Here is an 18,512-nt window from a genome sequence, read left to right on the forward strand (position 1 = left end):
TGCGCCTGCGGGGGGACTGGCATGCTGTGGCGGATCACGGTGCGCGTCTTGCTAATATCGGAATAATCGGCATGCTCGCGGGAAACCGACGCGGGCAAGTTTTGCCGGCGATAATAAAGCAGGGAGAGAGACGATGGGCACGGAGCAATCCGACGGGGCTCGTGCGGCCGCCATCCTGGCGCGGCTGGATCGATTGCCCGGCACGCGGCATGTGTGGAAGCTCATCGCGCTACTCTCGCTCGGAGGCATGTTCGAGCTCTACGATCTGTTCATGACGGCCTATGTCGTCCCCGGCCTGATGAAAGCGGGGCTGCTCGCCAACGTGTCCGTCAGCATATTCGCCGGGCCGGCTCTGTTTGTCGCGGCGACCTTCACCGGCCTTTTCATCGGCACCTTCGTGTTCGGCTACGCGGCCGATAAATACGGGCGGCGTGCGATATTCACCTATTCGATGCTGTGGTATTGCGCGGCGACATTCGTGATGGCTTTCCAGCACACCGGTCTTGGGGTCAGCCTGTGGCGGTTGATCGCGGGAATCGGCATCGGCGTCGAACTGGTTACGATCGACACTTATTTGTCCGAGCTGGTGCCCAAATCGATGCGAGGCCGGGCGTTCGCCTTCAATCAGGGTGTGATGTTCTCGGCGGTTCCGGTGGTGGCGCTGGTCGCCTATCTCCTGGTGCCGATCAGTCCCTGGGGCATCGATGGCTGGCGCTGGGTCGTCATGCTCGGTTCGGTCGGGGCGCTGTTCGTCTGGTTCATTCGCCGTGCCGTGCCGGAGAGCCCGCGATGGCTGATCAATCAGGGACGGTTCGATGAGGCGGAGGCGATCACCGCATCGATCGAAACCAAGGTGCTTGCCGACCTCAGCGGCGCGGCGCTGCCGATACCGGGAAATCACGCGGTGGAGAAAGCCGAGCCAACGGGGCGCCTCGGCGAGATCTTCGAACCGCGCTATCGCAGCCGCACCATCATGTTGATGGTGTTCCAGTTCTTTCAGACCTTCGGCTTCTATGGCTTCGCGGCCTGGGTGCCGACGCTGATCGCGCAACAGGCCGGCATCAATCTCGGCGCCAGCCTGCTTTATTCGTTCATCATCGCGATCGCGAACCCGTTCGGGCCGCTATTGGCGATCGGCTTTGCCGATCGATGCGAACGAAAATGGCAGTTGATCGGTGCGGCCTGCTGCATCGGGGTATTCGGAATGCTGTTCGCATTTCAGAGTTCGATGGCGCCGCTGATCTTTTTCGGCGTGCTGATCACGCTGTCGAACAACGTGCTGTCGTACTCGTTCCACAACTACCAGAGCGAATTGTTCCCGACCCGCGTGCGCGCGCGGGCGGTCGGCTTCACCTACTCGCTCAGCCGGATCAGCGCGGTGTTCGCGAGCTTCATCATCGGCTTCTTCCTGCAAACCGCGGGCACCAAGGGCGTGTTCAGCCTGATCGCGGTGGCGATGACCATCGTCGTGGTGTCGATCGGAGTCTGGGGACCGCGCACGCGTGACCTCGAGCTCGAACAAGTGTCACAATGAGCGCATCGGCGCAGCGAACGGCCGTGTTCCGTTGGCGACCAGCGGCGTCGGCTGTTCGCTCAGTTCGGATTCAATGGCTTGCGGCGTGACCGGCACCAGCAGCCGGCAAATCAATCCCTCGGAACGCCAATCGAACAGCGCTTGTCCGCCAAGCTGCGACTCGATGCTGGCGATGACGCTTCTGGTGCCAAATCCCCGCGCCGCCGGCTTGTGAACCTCAGGGCCGCCGGTTTCTTCCCAGACCAAGGTCAGCACATCGTCGTCCTGTAGCTCCCATCGGACCGATACCCGGCCTTGCTCGACCGAGAGCGCGCCATATTTGACCGAATTGGTCACGAGTTCATGAAAGGCCAGCGCCAGCGTCTGCGCCGTGGCGGGCTCTAGCTGAATCTCGGAACCCCGGACCTTGATCTGGCCTCCGGCTGAATAGGGCGAGAGTTCCCCGTCGACCAGCCGTTTGATTTTCGCGCCCTGCCAACTCGACAGCGAAAGGATGGTATGAATCCGCGCCAGTGCGCTGATCCGTCCCTCGACCGCGCGGACATAGGCGGTGATGTCCTGGGCCCGTGTCAGCCGGACGATCGATTGCGCCAGCGCCAGCGCATTTTTCGCCCGGTGATCGACTTCGCGGGTCAGAAGATTCTGGCGCTCTTCCGCGCGCTTGCGTTCGGTGATGTCGACGGTGACGCCGCTGACGCGGACCACCCGGCCGTTTTTGTCGATCGTCGCCGCGGCCGTTCCAACGCACCAGCGAAGCTCGCCATCCGGTCGCACGAACCGGAATTCGGTCTCATACGATGTCGCGCCTTTTGCGAACTGGGCGAAGGCCCGGCGCAATTGGTTGGCGTCCTGGGGATGCAGCAGGTTCTGGATATTTTCCGACGTCACCTGAAACTGCTTCGGGTCGACGCCGCAGATTTGGTACTGGCCTTCATCCCACATCCAGTCACCGTTGACCCAATCCCAATCCCACGATCCCATTTTTCCGGCGGCGATGGCCATGCTGCGGCGCTGCTCGCTTTCGACCAGCCGGGCGGTGGATTCCTCGAGCTCCGATGTGCGGGCGCGCACCCGGTGTTCGAGTTCGGCATTGAGCCGTTCCAGTTGCCGGGTCTTGCGGTACAGTTCGACGAAGACGTGGATCTTGGCGCGCAGCACCTCCGGAATCACCGGCACCGGCACATAATCGACGGCGCCCATCTCGTAACCTCTGAGCCGATCGATATCGCTGACCTGGATCGCCGAAATGAAGATCATCGCGGTCTTCTGGAAGCGCGGATGCTCGCGGATCATGGCGGCGAGCTCGAAGCCGTCGAGCTCCGGCATGCAGACGTCCATCAGGATCACGGCGACTTCGTTCTTGAGCAGATATTCCAGCGCTTGCCGGCCCGAAGTCGCCGCGACGAGGTTCTCGCCGAGCTCCTTGAGAATGACTTCATAGGCCAACAGCTTGGCCGGCTGATCGTCGACCAGAAGAATGTTTACTTTTTCATGGTCCATCATCTGCGCGACCCGGTCAGCGGTGCAGCCACATGCGGATGGCGAGGAGTAATTGCTCGGTGTTGACGGGCTTCGCCAGGTAATCGGAGGCGCCGGCCTCGAGGCATTTCTCGCGATCCCCCTTCATCGCCTTCGCCGTCAACGCAATGATCGGCAGCCGGCTGAACGAGGGATTCTGGCGAATGACGCCCATGGTCTGGTATCCGTCCATTTGCGGCATCATGATATCCATCAGCACGATCGCAATCTCAGGGCTGGTTTCCACAAGCGCGATAGCCTCACTGCCGGTCGTGGCGGTCAACACCTTCATGCCACGCCGCTCCAGCACGCTGCTCAGCGCGAAGATGTTGCGGGCATCGTCGTCGACCAGGAGCGCCGTCCTGCCCACCAGATCCTCATCGGAACTGTTGAGCTTCTCCAGCATTCGCTGCTTCTCGGTTGGCAATTCTGTGATCACACGATGCAAAAACAGCGACGTCTCGTCGAGCAGCCGTTCCGGCGATTCCACGCCCTTGACCACGATGCTTCGGGCCATGGTGTGGAGTTCCGCGTCCTCCTCGGCCGAGAGTTCCCGCCCGGTGAACACCACGACGGGAACATTGGACAGCGCCTCGTCGTTGCGGATCTGGTTGAGAACCTCGAAGCCGCTCATGTCCGGCAGCCGCAAATCCAGCACCACGCAATCGCACGGACTGCTGCGCAGCACAGATAGCGCTTCGGCCCCGGTATCGGTGGCGATGATCTCGATATCCTTGTGATCGAGCAGTTCCCGGATGCTCATTTGTTCCGCGGCATTGTCTTCGACGATCAGCAGGCGCTTGCGTCGCGGCTTGGTGTATTCCTTGATCTGGGACAGCGCCGCGCTGACGCCTTCGGTCGTGGTCGGCTTGTTGACGAAGGAAAAGGCGCCCCGTGCCAGCGCGTGCTGACGGTCTTCATCCAGCGTGATGATCTGGACCGGAATGTGTCGGGTCAACGGATTGTGTTTGAGCTGGCTCAACACGGTCCAGCCCAGCATGTCCGGCAGGAAGACGTCGAGCGAGACCGCGGTCGGCTGGAACTGCTTGGCAAGGTCGAGCGCTTCCGCGCCCCGCGCCGCGACCAGCACCTTGAAGCCCGTGTCGCGGGCAAGATCGATCAGCACGCGCGCATAATGCGGGTCGTCTTCGACGATCAGCAGAATCGTGTCGCCCGGCTCGAGATTGAGCCGGTCGTCCGGCAGTTGTTCGATGATCCGCTCCTGCGCCGCGGCCTGTAGCGCGGGCGCCGTTGCATAGGGCGTCGGGATACGCGGCGCCACCGTCGGGCCGGAATATTTCAGCGGCAAATAGAGCGTGAAGGTGCTGCCCTTGCCGGGGGTGCTGCGCAAATGGATTTCACCGCCGAGCAGGCTTGCAAGTTCGCGGCTGATGGCAAGGCCAAGGCCGGTGCCGCCATATTTCCGGCTGGTGCCGGCATCGGCCTGCTGAAACGCCTCGAAGATCAGCCGCTGCTTCTCCAGCGGGATGCCGATGCCGGTGTCGGTCACCTCAAAAGCAACGACGGCGGCAGCGTGATTCAAAATCGGGTGCTCTGCGCTCCAGCCGCCAACGGCCGCCGCGACGTTCATTCGGACACCACCCTCCGCGGTGAACTTGAACGCGTTCGACAACAGGTTTTTCAACACCTGCTGCAGGCGCTTGGAGTCCGTTACCATGCTGCGGGCGAGGTTGCCGTCGACCTCGACCTCGAACGACAGGTGGCGATTTTCCGCCTCGTGGCGGAACGGCCGTCCAACCGTATCGAGCAGGCTCGATGTCAGGATTTCTTCCGCATCGACCGTGACGGTGCCGGATTCGATCTTCGACAAATCGAGAATGTCGCTGATCAGGTTCAACAGGTCGGTGCCCGCGCCGTGAATGGTTCGGGCGAATTCGACCTGTTTGCCCGACAAATTGCCGTCCGGATTTTCCGTGAGCTGCTGGCCCAGAATGAGGATGCTGTTGAGCGGCGTGCGCAGCTCATGCGACATGTTGGCGAGGAATTCGGATTTGTATTTCGACGTCAGCGACAGCTCGGTTGCCTTTTCCTCGAGCGCGCGCCGGGCCTGTTCGATCTCCTGGTTCTTTCTTTCCACCTCGACGTTGCGCTCGGCGAGCTGCTGCGCCTTCTGCTCCAGCTGTTCGTTGGTCTGTTGCAGTTCCTTTTGCTGGGTCTGCAATTCGCCGGCGAGCTGCTGCGATTGCTTCAGCAGACCCTCGGTCTGCATGGTGGCCTCGATGCTGTTGAGCACGATGCCGATGCTGTCGGTGAGCTGTTCGAGGAACGTCATTTGCGAGGTCGTGAACGAACCCACGGAGGACAGCTCAATGACGGCCTTGACCTGGTTCTCGAACAGCACCGGCAGCACCACCAGATTCCGGGGGGCGACGCGCAGCAGCGCGGAGTTGATCGGGATCGCGTCGGTCGGGATGTCCGACACCAGCCGCTGGCGCCGGTCCATCGCGCTTTGCCCAATCAGGCCTTCGCCAAATTGTACGAATTGCGGATGCGGGTTGGCGCCATTGCCCGCATAGGACGACAGCAGGCGCAATTGCGGATTGTCTTCATTCTCGACGCGGTAAATGACGCCCATATGCGCGTTTACCAGCGGGGTCAGTTCGGTCAGAAGCAGCCGGCCCACGGTCGTCAGGTCGCGCTGGCCCTGCAGCATGTTGGTGAATTTGGCCAAATTGGTTTTCAGCCAGTCTTGCTCCGAGTTCACGTCCGTGGTCAGGCGCAGATTGCCGATCATGGTGTTGATGTTGTCTTTGAGCTCGGCGACTTCGCCGCGCGCATCGACCTGAATGGAGCGGGTGAGGTCGCCTTTGGTGACGGCGGTCGCGACTTCGGCGATCGCGCGCACCTGCGAGGTCAAATTGGCGGCCAGCAGGTTGACGTTGCCGGTGAGGTCCTTCCAGGTGCCGGCGGCGCCCGGCACGTTGGCCTGACCGCCGAGTCGGCCTTCCACGCCGACTTCGCGCGCCACGCTGGTGACCTGATCGGCGAATGTCGCCAGGGTCTCGGTCATGTTGTTGATGGTATCGGCGAGCGCCGCGACTTCGCCCTTCGATTTCACCGTCAGGTCCTGCTTCAAATCGCCGTTGGCAACCGCGGTCACGACTTTGACGATGCCGCGCACCTGTTCGGTCAGGTTGGCCGCCATGAAGTTCACGGTATCGGTGAGATCCTTCCAGGTGCCGGCGACGCCGGGCACCTGCGCCTGGCCGCCGAGCTTGCCCTCGGTACCGACCTCGCGCGCCACGCGGGTGACTTCGCCCGCGAACGCGTTCAACTGGTCGACCATCGTGTTGATGGTGTTCTTGAGTTCGAGGATCTCACCCTTGACGTCGACCGTGATCTTGCGCGACAGGTCGCCGCGCGCCACCGCGGTGGTCACTTCGGCGATGTTGCGGACTTGCGTCGTGAGGTTGGCGGCCAGCAGATTGACGTTGTCGGTGAGGTCTTTCCAGGTGCCGCCGACGCCGGGCACCACGGCCTGGCCGCCGAGCCTGCCCTCGGTGCCGACTTCGCGCGCGACGCGGGTCACTTCGGCCGCGAACGAGCGCAACTGCTCGACCATCGTGTTCAGGGTGTCCTTGAGCAGCAGAATCTCGCCGCGCACGTCGACCGTGATCTTCTTCGACAGGTCGCCGCCGGCGATCGCGGTCGCCACTTCGGCGATGTTGCGAACCTGGGCGGTGAGGTTCGAGGCCATGAAGTTGACGTTGTCGGTGAGGTCTTTCCAGGTGCCGGCGACTTCGGGCACCTGGGCCTGGCCGCCGAGCTTGCCTTCGGTGCCGACCTCGCGCGCGACGCGCGTCACTTCGGAAGCAAAGGCGTTCAACTGATCGACCATGGTGTTGACGGTATTCTTCAGTTCGAGGATTTCGCCTTTGACGTCGACCGTGATCTTTTTCGACAAATCGCCCTTGGCGACCGCGGTGGTCACTTCGGCGATGTTACGGACCTGGCCGGTCAAATTGCCGGCCATCGAGTTGACGTTGTCGGTGAGGTCCTTCCAGGTGCCGGCGACGCCGGGCACGTTGGCCTGGCCGCCCAGACGCCCTTCGGTGCCGACCTCGCGCGCGACGCGCGTCACCTCGCCGGCGAACCGGTTGAGCTGATCCACCATGGTGTTGAGCGTTTCCTTCAACTGAAGGATTTCGCCGCGCACGTCCACGGTGATCTTGCGCGACAGGTCGCCGCCGGCGATCGCGGTGGCAACTTCGGCGATGTTGCGGACCTGCGCGGTCAGATTGCCGGCCATCGAATTGACGCTGTCGGTGAGGTCTTTCCAGGTGCCGGCGACGCCGGGCACTTCGGCCTGACCGCCCAGCTTGCCGTCGGTGCCGACTTCGCGCGCGACCCGCGTCACCTCGCCGGCAAACGCATTGAGCTGATCCACCATGGTATTGAGGGTTTCCTTCAATTGAAGGATTTCGCCTGATACGTTCACGGTAATCTTCTTCGACAAGTCGCCTTTCGCGACGGCGGTGGCGACTTCGGCGATGTTGCGGACCTGGCCGGTCAGGTTGCCGGCCATCGAGTTGACGTTGTCGGTGAGGTCCTTCCAGGTGCCGGCGACGCCGCGCACGTTGGCCTGACCGCCGAGCTTGCCTTCGGTACCGACTTCGCGCGCGACGCGCGTCACTTCGCCGGCGAACGCATTGAGCTGGTCGACCATCGTGTTGATGGTGTCTTTCAGCTCGAGGATTTCGCCACGCACGTCCACCGTGATCTTTTTCGACAGGTCGCCATTGGCGACCGCGGTGGTCACTTCGGCGATGTTTCGAACCTGCGCGGTCAGGTTCGACGCCATCGAGTTGACGCTCTCGGTCAGATCCTTCCAGGTGCCGGCGACACCGAGCACGTTGGCCTGTCCGCCCAATCTTCCGTCGGTGCCGACCTCGCGCGCGACGCGCGTGACTTCGCCGGCAAAGGCGTTGAGCTGGTCGACCATGGTGTTGAGGGTTTCCTTCAATTGAAGGATTTCCCCTGATACGTTCACCGTGATCTTCTTGGAGAGGTCGCCGCCCGCGATCGCGGTGGCGACGTCGGCGATATTGCGCACCTGTGCGGTGAGGTTGGAGGCCATGAAGTTGACGTTGTCGGTGAGGTCCTTCCAGGTGCCGGCAACACCCGGGACCTGGGCCTGACCGCCGAGTTTTCCCTCGGTTCCGACCTCGCGCGCGACGCGCGTCACTTCCGAGGCGAACGAATTGAGCTGGTCGACCATCGTATTGATGGTGTCTTTCAGTTCGAGAATTTCGCCGCGGACGTCGACCGTGATTTTTCGCGACAGGTCGCCGCGGGCGACCGCCGTCGTCACGTTGGCGATGTTGCGAACCTGCGCGGTCAAATTGCCGCACATCGCGTTCACCGAGTCGGTCAGATCCTTCCAGGTGCCGGCGACGCCAGGCACGATCGCCTGGCCGCCGAGTTTGCCGTCGGTGCCGACCTCGCGCGCCACCCGCGTCACTTCGGACGCAAACGAGCGCAACTGGTCCACCATGGTGTTGATGGCTTCCTTGAGCTGCAGGATCTCACCGCGCACGTCGACCGTGATCTTCTTGGACAGATCGCCATTGGCAACCGCGATGGTGACCTCGGCGATGTTTCGAACCTGGCCGGTGAGGTTATTGGCCATCGAGTTCACGCTTTCGGTCAGGTCTTTCCAGACCCCCGTCACTTCGGGAACCTGGGCCTGACCGCCGAGCTTGCCTTCGGTGCCGACCTCGCGGGCGACGCGCGTCACCTCCGAGGTGAACACGCTGAGCTGCTTGATCATGGTGTTGACGATATTGGCCGACTGAAGAAATTCGCCGCCCAGCGGGCGGCCATCGACGTCCAGTTGCACGGTTTGCAGCAGGTCGCCCTGCGCCACGGCGGCCACTGCGCGGGTCACCTCGCGGGTCGGCCACAACAGGTCGTCGATCAGGGTGTTGACGGAACCTTCCATGTCCGCCCATGAGCCGCTGGCCAGATCGAACTTCACGCGCTGCCGGGTTTTGCCTTCACGGCCGACGACTTGGCCGACCCGTTCCAGTTGCTGCGCCATCCGCTGGTTCGCAGCGACGATTTCGTTGAAGGTGTCGGCGATCTTGCCCTCGATCCCGAGATGATCGCCGGTCATCCGCACCGAAAAATCCCCGCTTCGCATCGCTTGCAGGGCGTGCAGCAGGTCTTGCAGGGGATCAGATTTTCCGTTCGGGGCAGGATTGTTTTTCGCGACGCGACGGGCGGTTGAAGGTGCGTCGGGAACCAGGTCGCTCATGGGCTTTCCTCTGGAAAACTCGGCCGAATCTCAATGCACGCCTGATAAGAGGCATCGAAAAAACTCAAAGCAAGCGGGAAATGCGACCGGTTCCAAAAATGGATCCCACCGAAATCAGCCCGGACAAACTAATTCCCAAGGTTCCCTGGTGTTCCCCGGTTGTGCAAAAAAATCGCGGGCGGTCTTCGGGAGCGCCGGGCGAGATGGTTCGGTGTCGCCACGGGGTTCATTCCAGCTCCAATAAAAATGCCCGCTCCGAAGCCGAAGCGGACATTTGCAAGGCGCAGAATCCGGCTCGGCCTATTGTGCCGCATCCAGTTGCAGGCTGCCTTGCGCGCCACGTACCAACCGGCCCGGGTGTGATCCGGTGGCGGTGCCGCCGCGTTGCGTCACCACGCCGGAGACGATGGTGGCATCATAGCCATCGACCTGTTGCAGCAGCCGACGGCCGCCCACCGGAAGGTCGTAATGAACTTTCGGCGGATGCAGATGCAGCCTGTCGTAATCGATGACGTTGATGTCGGCCTTGTAGCCGGGTGCGATCACGCCGCGATCGTACAACCCGACCGACAGCGCGGTCTTGCGCGACTGCGCCGCCACCACGAAGGGGATCGACAGCTTTTCGCCGCGGCTGCGGTCCCTGGTCCAGTGCGTCAGCAGATAGGTCGGGAAGCTCGCATCGCAGATGATGCCGCAATGCGCGCCGCCGTCGCTCAATCCCGGCACCGAGTTCGGATCGCGCAGCATCTCGCGCGTCGCATCGAGATTGCCGTCGGAATAATTCAGGAACGGCACATAGAGCATGCCGCGGCCTTCGTCGGTCAGCATGGCGTCGTAGGCCAGCGCTTCGGCTTGCTGGCCCTGACGCTTGGCCTGCGCGCCCAGGGTATTTTCCGGCGGCTGTTCGTAGTCCGGCGGATTGCCGAGCAGATACATCTTGTCGTAGTTGGGCCGGAAGAACAGCGGATCGTCGGTCGCGGTGGCGTGTTCATTCAGGATAGCGGCCCGCAGTTCGGGCTGCCGCAGCGCTGCCAGCCGCTCCTTCAGTGGCAGATGGGAGATCGCCTTGTAGCTTGGATGGGTCTGGAACGGATTGCGCGACAATTCCAGCCCAAGCATCAGTCCGACCGGGCGGGCGGCGATCTGCGCCGTGATCGACAGCCCGCGCGCCGAAGCATCGCGGATGGTGTCGAGCGTCTGGCGCCAGCGCTGCGGCGCCTTGTCGTTTTGCGTGATCGAGAACGAAACCGGGATCCGGGTGTTCTCCGCCACCCGCAGCAGCATCGGCAGGTCTTCGTCGAGGGTGGAGAGATCGAGCACGAATTGCAGCACGCTGCGGCCGACGCCGTGCATCGCGCCCGCGATCGCCGTCAGTTCGTCCTCGCCCGCCTTCAAGGTCGGCGTGAAGTCGCCGGTCGAGGTGCGATGGTTCAGGGTGCGCGAGGTCGAAAAACCCAGCGCGCCGGCGCGGACGGCGTCGCCGGCAAGTGCCGCCATCGCCTTGTTGTCCTCCGGTGTCGAGGGGTCGCGGCGCGCGCCACGCTCGCCCATCACATAGACCCGAAGTGCCGCATGCGGCAGTTGCGCGCCGATGTCGATGTCGAAATCGCGCTTCGACAGCCAGTTCATGTAATCCGGAAAACTCTCCCACGCCCACGGAATGCCGGCGCTCAGTACCGGCTCGGGGATATCCTCGACGCCTTCCATCAATTGAATCAGGCGCTGGTGGTCGCTCGGTCGGCAGGGCGCGAAGCCAACGCCGCAATTGCCCATGATGGCGGTGGTGACGCCGTTCTGCGACGAAGGCGTGATGTCGTGGCTCCAGGCGACCTGGCCGTCGTAATGGGTGTGAACGTCGACAAAGCCCGGCGTCACCAGTTTGCCCCGGGCGTCGATCTCTTCCTTGCCTTTGCCTGCGACCTTGCCGACCTCGATGATACGGCCATTGGTGATTGCGACGTCGGCCTCGAACAATTCGCCGCCGAGGCCATCGGCGATGCTGCCACCGCGGATCACGAGGTCTGGAGTGCTGGTCATGGCGTTCATCCCGGGTTGATTTTATGGCCGCATCATCGGGCGTCCCCCGATGCTGTCAACCGTCCCGGGCGATGTTCAGGAATGCATCAGCTTGATGCTTCAGCCTTAACGCATCAGCTTTGGGAAGGCATCAGCCCCGCGCCGGAACCCGCAGGGCTTTCCTGCGGGCCGCGATCGGTGACGAGCCCGAGCACGACCGTCAGGATCATGAACACCACGGAAGCGCCGAACACCCAATGCGGCATGTTCTGATCCATGATCCAGCCGAACAACAACGGGCTGATGATGCCGCCGACATTGAAGCCCGTGGAGACGATGCCGAAGGCCCGGCCGGCCGCACCGGGAGGTGCGGCGTTGCGCACCAGCATATCCCGCGACGGCGCGATCACGCCGCCGAGGAAGCCGGCCAGTCCCATCGCCAGCGTCAGCAACAGCCAGGGCATTCCGACCAGCGCGATCACCAGTACGAGGCCGGCGTTGATTGCAAAACAGGCCGCGGCGACCTGACCGTGGCGCTGGGTACGATCGGCGAGGAAGCCGCCGGCGAGCACGCCGACCGCGCTGCCGCCGAGAAATGCGGTCAGCGCGATATTGGCGGTCGAAAATGACACGCCATAGCCGCTGATCAGGGCGACGACGCCGAAATTGTTGATGCCGGCGCTGGACAGGCTGAGCAGCAGGAAAAACACCGTCAGTACCATCAAGGCAGGTGTGACGACACTTTGTCGCGACGTCGTCGTGCCATTGGCGTCGCGCTGCGCGGCGCCTGCATCGGGGATGCCGACAACGATCAGCAACAACGCCACGATCGGGCCGATCGCACCGGCCACGATCAGCGCGCCATGGCCGCCGATCGTGGCAACCAGCGCGGCCATCACGGCGGGCGCGACCGCGCCGCCGAAGAAGCCGGCAAAGGTATGGATCGAGAAGGCACGGCCCATCCGCGCTTCGTCCATGTGAGCCGAAAGGATCGCATAGTCGGCCGGATGATAAACGCTGTTGGCGAGCCCGAGCAGCACGGCGCTGGCGATCAGCCAGGGATAGCTCAAATGCAGGCCGAGCATGATCAGCGCGAAGCCGCCCAGCGTCAGCCCCATCAGCAGGATCTTGCGGGCGCCGATATGATCGGCCAGATAGCCGATCGGCGCCTGGGTCAGGCCGGAGATCACGGCAAAGACGGTGAGTGCGAAGCCAAGGTCGATATAGCCGACGCCGAGTTTTTCCTTGAGGAAAGGAAACAGCATCGGCAGCACGAACATGTGGAAATGGCTGACCCAATGCGCGGTCGAAATCGCGGCGAGCGTGCGCGCCGGACTCTCAGCTTTTGCGGCTTTTGCGTGTTGCGGTGCGGCCAGAACGTCGACCATCTTGAATTGATACCCCGTTTGAAATGCGGCCCGGCAAGGCAGGCGGAAACTATCCGCTGGACCGGTTATTTGTCCATGAATGCGGGCGCATGGCTGCCCCGGCGAACCGGGCCGGAACGGCAAAACAGGAGCGAATTCGCAGGAAGCTTGCAAGCGAATCCGCGAGAAAATTGGCGAGACAACGCGGCCCGAATTGGCAATGATATCGGCCATGGCCGTCGCCGCGCGTGTTCCGAAGTCGCTCCGGGTGCTCGTTTCCGAGGGAAACAGCACCTCGGCGCGGGAGGCGATCACGATTTTGGGATTGTCCGGGCATCGCGTCGAGGTCTGCGATCCCAGCCGGGTTTGCCTTGCACGGTTCTCGCGATTCTTATCGAGATTTCATCGCTGTCCGGGGTTGCGCCAGGATCCCGCGGGGTTTCTCGGCTTCGTCGAACGGTTGCTCGCAGCGCAGCATTTCGACGTGCTGTTACCGGTTCACGAACAGGGGTTTTTGTTCGCGCGAGTAGGTCAACGGCTCTCGGGTCGCACGGGGATCGCGCTGCCGGCTTTCGAGAGCTATCGCGTCGCGCACAACAAGGCAGGCTTCAGCCGGTTGCTCGATCAACTGCGATTGCCGCAGCCGCCGACACAAATCGTGAAATCCGAGGCTGAGCTTCGCGTCGCGATGCGATTTCCCTCGGTGGTCAAGACATCGGTGGGGACGGCGAGCCGCGGCATCTGGTTTGTGCGCAATGCCGACGATCTCGAAGCCGTGATGCGCGATCTCCGCGCGCAAGGTTTGAGCGGGCAAGATTTGAGCGTGCAAGGTCTCGGCGTGCAAGGTTTCGGCGCCAACCGAACGTTCGCCGACGAAGTGCTGGTGCAGGATTTTGTCAACGGCATCACCGGCAAGGCGCAGGCGGTATTTTGTCGAGGCCAGCTGCTTGGCTTTCACGGCTACCGGCAAATCGCCGCCGGCGCCGGTGGCGGCGAGGCGATCAAGCAAAGCGAGAGCCGCGCCGATGTGCGCGCCCATGTCGCGGCGATCGGCGAGCATCTCGGCTGGCACGGCGCATTGTCGGTAGATTATGTGCTGGCCGATGCCGCGACACCATTGTTGATCGATTGCAATCCGCGGCTGGTCGAACCGATGAGCGCCTATCTCGCCGGCGTCGACCTCGTCGGGCTGTTGCTTGCGATATCGCAAGGCGAAATACCGCAAGCGTCCCAACACAGCCGCGACGGCGTGCGGACGCATCTTGCGATGCAAGCGCTGCTCGGATGCGCGTCGCGGGGCGGTGACCGAAAACACATTGCGCGCACGTGCTGGCAACTCGCGGCGCGCCGTGGCGCTTATGCCGATAGCACCGAGGAGTTGACGCCGGCGCGGCTCGACTGGGTCAGCCTGGTACCGCTGGCGATGGTGGCGCTTGCGCTATTGGTGCAGCCGCGCTGGGGCGCCACGCTGGCGAACAAAGGCTGGGGCGCGCATTTGCTCGATCTCGACAGTATCGCGATCATCGCGCGCCAAGATTTCCCCGGCTAGAGCGTTTTCGAGCGAAGTGGGCACCGGTTCGCGTGAAGAAAACGCGTCAAACAAAAGACTAGAGCCCCGTTCCGATTCCATCGGAACGGAAAAGGCTCTAGGCGTCATAGCGGCTCGTCATCGTTGCCGTCGCGATCGCGCTTCGGCGTGGCGATGTCGCCATCCTCGATGTCATCGTCCTCAATGTTATGGTCCTCGATCGGGATGGGCGGTGCTTCCTTGGATTTGCCTTTGGTTTTGGGAGGGTCATCCTTCTTGCCGATTCCGCCCATATCATTCTCCCTCGTTCGGATGGATCAAAGCCGGGCCCCAAACGTTGAAGCGAATAGCCGGCGACCTCAATCTCACCGTGTTTTGCCGGGCATATTATCCACTGTCGAACAAACTTTCCTGCCTTTTTCCGGCGATCCGTGTAAAGGAGGCGCAACAAGGAGCTATTGATGAAGAAGCCTAAGATCGAAGCCGAAGAACAGTCACCGCGCCGAATCATCCGCGCCGATAAAGCGCCGACCGACGGCTACTCGCTGGTCGTGGATGGCCATTTCAAATCGCACCACGCCACCGTCGAGGCGGCCGAGGAAGCCGGCATGGCGTTGAAGAATCAATTCCAGATGCTTCAGGTACAGGTCTACGACGCCGCGACCAAGACGCGATCGATGATCGAGTGGCCGTTGCCGGCGTAATTTTCCGGGGGCTCGGTGGCTGCCGTTCGCGTGAAGAAAACGCGTCGAACAAAAGACTAGAGCGCGACGATTGCTGATTGAACCGGGGGCGATTTCCCTTCACCTCTCCCGTTGGGAGAGGTCGGCGCGTAGCGCCGGGTGAGGGGTTACAGCCTCTTGTTTGACATAAGAGCCCTTACCCGATTTGCTTCGCAAATCGACCTCTCCCAACGGGAGAGGTGAAGGGAAGCGCGCCGATAACCCCGGCTCAATCCAATCTCATCCTGCTTTACAGCCCCGTTCCGATTCCATCGGAACGGGAAAGCTTTAAGTCCTGCGTCCGCCGCTCTGTTGCCCGGCCAGCCACTCGCCTAACGCCGGGGCTTTTTCCGCCGATTTTTTCGAATTGGCCCGCGCCTTCTTCGGCGCGGCAGGAGCTTGCGGAGGGGCTGCGGCTTCGCGTGCGAGCCGCAACGCCTTCAGCCTTGCCATGTTGTCGAGCACCGCCTTGGTGGCGACATCGCGATCGAGCATGTTGCTCTTGGCGGTTCCGCCGGCCTTGTTGTTGCGTGCGTCGCGATCTGCTTTTGTCATTTGGCGGTCTTCTTCTTTTTGGCTTTCGCCTTGGGTTCGACCGGCTTGTCGCGCTCGGCCGCTTCCCGGGCCAAGCGCTGCGCGCGCAGATCCGCGGTCCGCTTCCGTATCGCGATATCGGCGGCGGCAATATCGGCCATCGCCTTGATGCCTTCGGCATCCTGGGCGATCTTCCGGTTCAGCCGGATTTCCTTCATCTCGGCAGGGCTTTTCGGTTCGTCATCCATCGGTATGCCTCGAATTAGCGGGGGCGCGCGCGCGTATTTTGCGCGTATTTTTGGGGGGCGCGACCGGTATCGGCGATACTACCACGCCTCGGACGGTAAAAGGGGCCCTGTTTTCGGCGTATTTGCCGAAAAACCACGATTTCTCAATGAGATCGAATTCGTGGTGAATGCTGGTCAAGTGCGGTTTGTGGACCGAAAAGTCAACCTGTCAGCACCGGTCCGCCGGCCTTCTTCCAGGCGTCGATGCCGCCGGCGATGTGCGCGGTATTGGCGAGGCCGGCGTCCTTGGCGGCGGCAACCGCCATCGCGGACCGTTCGCCGAAGGCACAGAAGAACACGATGCGGCGTCCGGTCGCCGCCGCCACCTCGCGCAACATGCCGCCCGGCGCCAGGCTTTCGCCAACGCCCGGATAGGGCGCGTGAAGCGCGCCCGACAGCGTGCCGTGTCTGGCGCGTTCACCATTCTCGCGAAGGTCGACCAGCAGCACTTCGGGCCGGCCGAGGCTCTCGATGGCATCGCGGGCCGTTAGCGCCAGTCCCTGTTTGGCAAGATCGTCCTGATGCAGGCCGACATGCATGTTGGCCGGCACCACGACGTCCATCAGTTTCGGATTCGGCAGATTGAGATTGCCCATCAGCGCGACATACTCGTCGATCGAGCGCACTTGCAGCCGCGGATTGTAGCGCTTCTCCTCGCCGATGGTGGAGACGGTATCGCCCTTGTAGTCATGGGCCGGGAACACCATCGTCTCGTCGGGTAATTTGAGCAGCCGGTTGAAGATCGAATCGTATTGCGACCGCGCGCTGCCATTCTGGAAATCGGTTCGGCCGGTGCCGCGGATCAGCAGTGTGTCGCCGGTGAAGACCCGATCGCCCATCAGATAAGAGTAGGAATCGTCGGTGTGGCCGGGCGTGTACATCACGTCGAGGCAAAGACCCTCGATCGTCACCTTGTCGCCGTCGGCCACCCGCATCGCCACCACGTCGGCCTTGCTCTGCTCGCCCATGATGGTGACGCAATGGGTACGGTCGCGCAGCTCGCCGAGCCCGGTGACGTGGTCGGCGTGGAGATGGGTATCGACGGCCTTGACCAGCTTCAGGTCGAGCTCGCGCAGCAACTGGCAATAGCGGTCGGCCTTCTCCAGCACGGGATCGAGGATCAGCGCCTCGCCGCCGGGCCGGCTGGCGAGCAAATAGCTGTAGGTTCCCGAGACGCTGTCGAACAGCTGGCGAAAGATCATGGCTGGCTGTATCCGCTTTGCCAGCAAATAATAACTGATTTTCGCCGGACAAGCAGTAGATATCTTCTACAATCTAGCGCCTTTTCAGAAATCGATCCTATCCCGGATCGCCTCCAGCCCCGCTTTGGCGCAGGCCTCGTCCTTGTCGCCGCCGGGTGCGCCGGAGACGCCGATGCCGCCGAGGAGTGTGCCGGCGGCTTCGATCACGAGGCCGCCGGCCAGCATCGCGATGTGGGGCAGTTGGGCCAGCCCTGCGTCCATCTGCCCGGAGCGGACCGATTTCGCCAGATCGCTGGTGTCTTTATGGAAACTCAGCGCGGTGTAGGCCTTGCTGGTCGCGGTCTCGGCCGCCGGCAATCCGGCAAAACGGTCCCGCAGCATCACCTGGGCCTGACCAAAACGGTCGACCACGGCGACCGCGACCTGGAAACCGTCGGCGCGGCATTGCTTGAGGGCGGCCTGCGCCGCCTCCAGCGCGACCTCCGGCGAAAGCGACTTGTAGACCACCAGCGCGTCGTCGCCCGCGATGGCGGCCGGAGCGCCCAGCGCCAGCATCGCCGCTGTGGTCATCGCCAGAACGCGCATCGCCCGAGCTCTGCTCACGGCCGCACATAACTCCAGCCCTGTTCCTGCAATTCGCTCAAATGCACGACGCCGGAGGGCACGACGGTGGCATCGGGCAGCAGCGCAATCGGGTGGCCTTCCGCCTTCTCCATGCCCTGCCTGGTGTTGTTGCAGGCCGAAAACTGGATCCTGCCGGGGAAGACCATGTCCTTGAGACGCTTGACGCGATCCTGCACCGGCGAGGTGTCGGCGCGCAGCATATGCAGGCCCGGGCCGTAGGCGACGATGTCGATATCGACCTCTTCGTTCTTGGATCGATAATATTCGATCACGTTGTTGGCGTTGCCGAGCACCAGATTCATCAGCTGCGGGTCGTTCTGATCGATCTGGATCGCGATGTGATGCGGCTTGGCATCGGCGGCCGGACTGCCGGAGGTGAACGCGATCGACATCAGGGTGGCGGCGGCCAGACAACGAACGAAACTATACATGACGCGAACTCCTTAGGGTCGGACCAGAGTATATCCGTTTTCTGTCAGCGACAGGATCTGCCCGACGCCGACCTGAACCGGGGTCGCTGCCGGGATATATTGCGGCCGCTTGCCGGTGTCGCGCTCGATCGTATCCACGGTATTGAGGCAGATGTCGAACTTGACGCCCTGCGCGACCAGGCTCTCGATCCGTTGGCGATTGGCATTGTCCGGAAACAGCAAGTCGATGCCAGGACCGAACGCCACCACCTCGATCGCGACCTTGTCGGGATCGTAGAGTTTTAAGAGATTATAGGCGACGCTGATCACGAGGCTTTGTTTCTTCGGATCGTTGTCGGAAAGCTGCAGCACAATTCGGTGTTCGGCGAACGGCTTGTCCGGCAGCGGCGCCGGTTCGGCGCCGACGGCGGGCGCGGCACTCGCCAGCGCGATCGCGATCATCATCGCGTTGGCAAAGGCGCGGACCAGCGAT

At 62.6% G+C, this 18,512-nt stretch carries 14 protein-coding genes; 3 read left to right on the forward strand and 11 right to left on the reverse strand.

The window, feature by feature from the left end; all coding sequences use genetic code 11:
- The first annotated feature begins 133 nt into the window (after positions 1–133).
- Positions 134–1,534, forward strand: a complete 1,401-nt coding sequence (locus GSQ88_RS02375) for an MFS transporter (RefSeq protein WP_159005780.1) — start codon at positions 134–136, stop codon at positions 1,532–1,534.
- Here the strand turns inward: GSQ88_RS02375 and GSQ88_RS02380 are convergent.
- From GSQ88_RS02380 to GSQ88_RS02395, 4 genes are all read right to left on the reverse strand, one after another.
- On the reverse strand, positions 1,526–3,034 hold the full coding sequence (locus tag GSQ88_RS02380) for an HWE histidine kinase domain-containing protein (RefSeq protein WP_159005924.1): 1,509 nt from the start codon (positions 3,032–3,034) through the stop codon (positions 1,526–1,528). The two genes, GSQ88_RS02375 and GSQ88_RS02380, sit on opposite strands and share 9 nt — an antisense overlap.
- Positions 3,035–3,050: 16 nt before the next feature.
- Positions 3,051–9,329, reverse strand: coding sequence for a HAMP domain-containing protein (locus tag GSQ88_RS02385; RefSeq protein WP_159005781.1), 6,279 nt, complete (start codon positions 9,327–9,329; stop codon positions 3,051–3,053).
- Positions 9,330–9,629: 300 nt separating this feature from the next.
- On the reverse strand, positions 9,630–11,366 hold the full coding sequence (locus GSQ88_RS02390; protein WP_159005782.1) for an N-acyl-D-amino-acid deacylase family protein: 1,737 nt from the start codon (positions 11,364–11,366) through the stop codon (positions 9,630–9,632).
- A gap of 113 nt (positions 11,367–11,479) precedes the next feature.
- Entirely contained in the window at positions 11,480–12,733 is a 1,254-nt protein-coding gene (locus GSQ88_RS02395; RefSeq protein WP_159005783.1) for an MFS transporter, read from the reverse strand.
- 211 nt (positions 12,734–12,944) lie between these two features.
- Here GSQ88_RS02395 and GSQ88_RS02400 point away from each other — a divergent pair, with 211 nt between their 5' ends.
- Positions 12,945–14,261: an ATP-grasp domain-containing protein gene (locus tag GSQ88_RS02400; RefSeq protein ID WP_159005784.1), complete on the forward strand. Its 1,317-nt coding sequence runs from the start codon at positions 12,945–12,947 to the stop codon at positions 14,259–14,261.
- A gap of 104 nt (positions 14,262–14,365) precedes the next feature.
- Here GSQ88_RS02400 and GSQ88_RS34875 read toward each other — a convergent pair whose 3' ends face one another.
- Positions 14,366–14,533: a hypothetical protein gene (locus GSQ88_RS34875; protein ID WP_174247897.1), complete on the reverse strand. Its 168-nt coding sequence runs from the start codon at positions 14,531–14,533 to the stop codon at positions 14,366–14,368.
- Between the two features lie 168 nt (positions 14,534–14,701).
- On the opposite strand from GSQ88_RS34875, the gene GSQ88_RS02405 reads away from it, so the two are divergent.
- Complete coding sequence (locus tag GSQ88_RS02405; protein WP_159005785.1) at positions 14,702–14,944, forward strand: hypothetical protein; 243 nt, start codon at positions 14,702–14,704, stop codon at positions 14,942–14,944.
- A gap of 306 nt (positions 14,945–15,250) precedes the next feature.
- Here GSQ88_RS02405 and GSQ88_RS02410 read toward each other — a convergent pair whose 3' ends face one another.
- The 6 genes from GSQ88_RS02410 to GSQ88_RS02435 form a co-directional block, all read right to left on the reverse strand.
- Entirely contained in the window at positions 15,251–15,517 is a 267-nt protein-coding gene (locus GSQ88_RS02410) for a hypothetical protein (protein WP_246735032.1), read from the reverse strand.
- The gene (locus GSQ88_RS02415; protein ID WP_246735033.1) at positions 15,514–15,744 is read right to left on the reverse strand and encodes a hypothetical protein; all 231 of its coding nucleotides are present in this window, start codon (positions 15,742–15,744) and stop codon (positions 15,514–15,516) included. The genes GSQ88_RS02410 and GSQ88_RS02415 overlap by 4 nt, the downstream gene beginning before the upstream one ends.
- 200 nt (positions 15,745–15,944) lie before the next feature.
- Positions 15,945–16,985, reverse strand: a complete 1,041-nt coding sequence (locus GSQ88_RS02420) for an MBL fold metallo-hydrolase (protein WP_159005786.1) — start codon at positions 16,983–16,985, stop codon at positions 15,945–15,947.
- Positions 16,986–17,069: 84 nt separating this feature from the next.
- Entirely contained in the window at positions 17,070–17,555 is a 486-nt protein-coding gene (locus GSQ88_RS02425) for a GlcG/HbpS family heme-binding protein (protein ID WP_502706681.1), read from the reverse strand.
- Positions 17,556–17,584: 29 nt separating this feature from the next.
- Positions 17,585–18,040 carry a DsrE family protein gene (locus tag GSQ88_RS02430; protein ID WP_159005787.1) on the reverse strand — a complete coding sequence of 152 codons (456 nt, stop codon included), beginning with the start codon at positions 18,038–18,040 and terminating at the stop codon, positions 17,585–17,587.
- A gap of 12 nt (positions 18,041–18,052) precedes the next feature.
- A complete protein-coding gene (locus tag GSQ88_RS02435) occupies positions 18,053–18,484 on the reverse strand; it encodes a DsrE family protein (protein WP_246735045.1) in 432 nt (143 codons plus the stop codon).
- Positions 18,485–18,512: the final 28 nt, after the last annotated feature.

It is taken from the genome of Bradyrhizobium sp. S69 (assembly GCF_009766005.1).
Lineage (GTDB): Bacteria > Pseudomonadota > Alphaproteobacteria > Rhizobiales > Xanthobacteraceae > Bradyrhizobium.

Bases quoted from the DNA above. Each gene is read 5' to 3' on its own strand.
- GSQ88_RS02375 (WP_159005780.1), top strand. From the start codon at position 134: ATGGGCACGGAGCAATCCGACGGGGCTCGTGCGGCCGCCATCCTGGCG.
- GSQ88_RS02380 (WP_159005924.1), bottom strand. From the start codon at position 3,034: ATGGACCATGAAAAAGTAAACATTCTTCTGGTCGACGATCAGCCGGCC.
- GSQ88_RS02385 (WP_159005781.1), bottom strand. From the start codon at position 9,329: ATGAGCGACCTGGTTCCCGACGCACCTTCAACCGCCCGTCGCGTCGCG.
- GSQ88_RS02390 (WP_159005782.1), bottom strand. From the start codon at position 11,366: ATGACCAGCACTCCAGACCTCGTGATCCGCGGTGGCAGCATCGCCGAT.
- GSQ88_RS02395 (WP_159005783.1), bottom strand. From the start codon at position 12,733: ATGGTCGACGTTCTGGCCGCACCGCAACACGCAAAAGCCGCAAAAGCT.
- GSQ88_RS02400 (WP_159005784.1), top strand. From the start codon at position 12,945: ATGGCCGTCGCCGCGCGTGTTCCGAAGTCGCTCCGGGTGCTCGTTTCC.
- GSQ88_RS34875 (WP_174247897.1), bottom strand. From the start codon at position 14,533: ATGGGCGGAATCGGCAAGAAGGATGACCCTCCCAAAACCAAAGGCAAA.
- GSQ88_RS02405 (WP_159005785.1), top strand. From the start codon at position 14,702: ATGAAGAAGCCTAAGATCGAAGCCGAAGAACAGTCACCGCGCCGAATC.
- GSQ88_RS02410 (WP_246735032.1), bottom strand. From the start codon at position 15,517: ATGACAAAAGCAGATCGCGACGCACGCAACAACAAGGCCGGCGGAACC.
- GSQ88_RS02415 (WP_246735033.1), bottom strand. From the start codon at position 15,744: ATGGATGACGAACCGAAAAGCCCTGCCGAGATGAAGGAAATCCGGCTG.
- GSQ88_RS02420 (WP_159005786.1), bottom strand. From the start codon at position 16,985: ATGATCTTTCGCCAGCTGTTCGACAGCGTCTCGGGAACCTACAGCTAT.
- GSQ88_RS02425 (WP_502706681.1), bottom strand. From the start codon at position 17,555: ATGACCACAGCGGCGATGCTGGCGCTGGGCGCTCCGGCCGCCATCGCG.
- GSQ88_RS02430 (WP_159005787.1), bottom strand. From the start codon at position 18,040: ATGTATAGTTTCGTTCGTTGTCTGGCCGCCGCCACCCTGATGTCGATC.
- GSQ88_RS02435 (WP_246735045.1), bottom strand. From the start codon at position 18,484: ATGATGATCGCGATCGCGCTGGCGAGTGCCGCGCCCGCCGTCGGCGCC.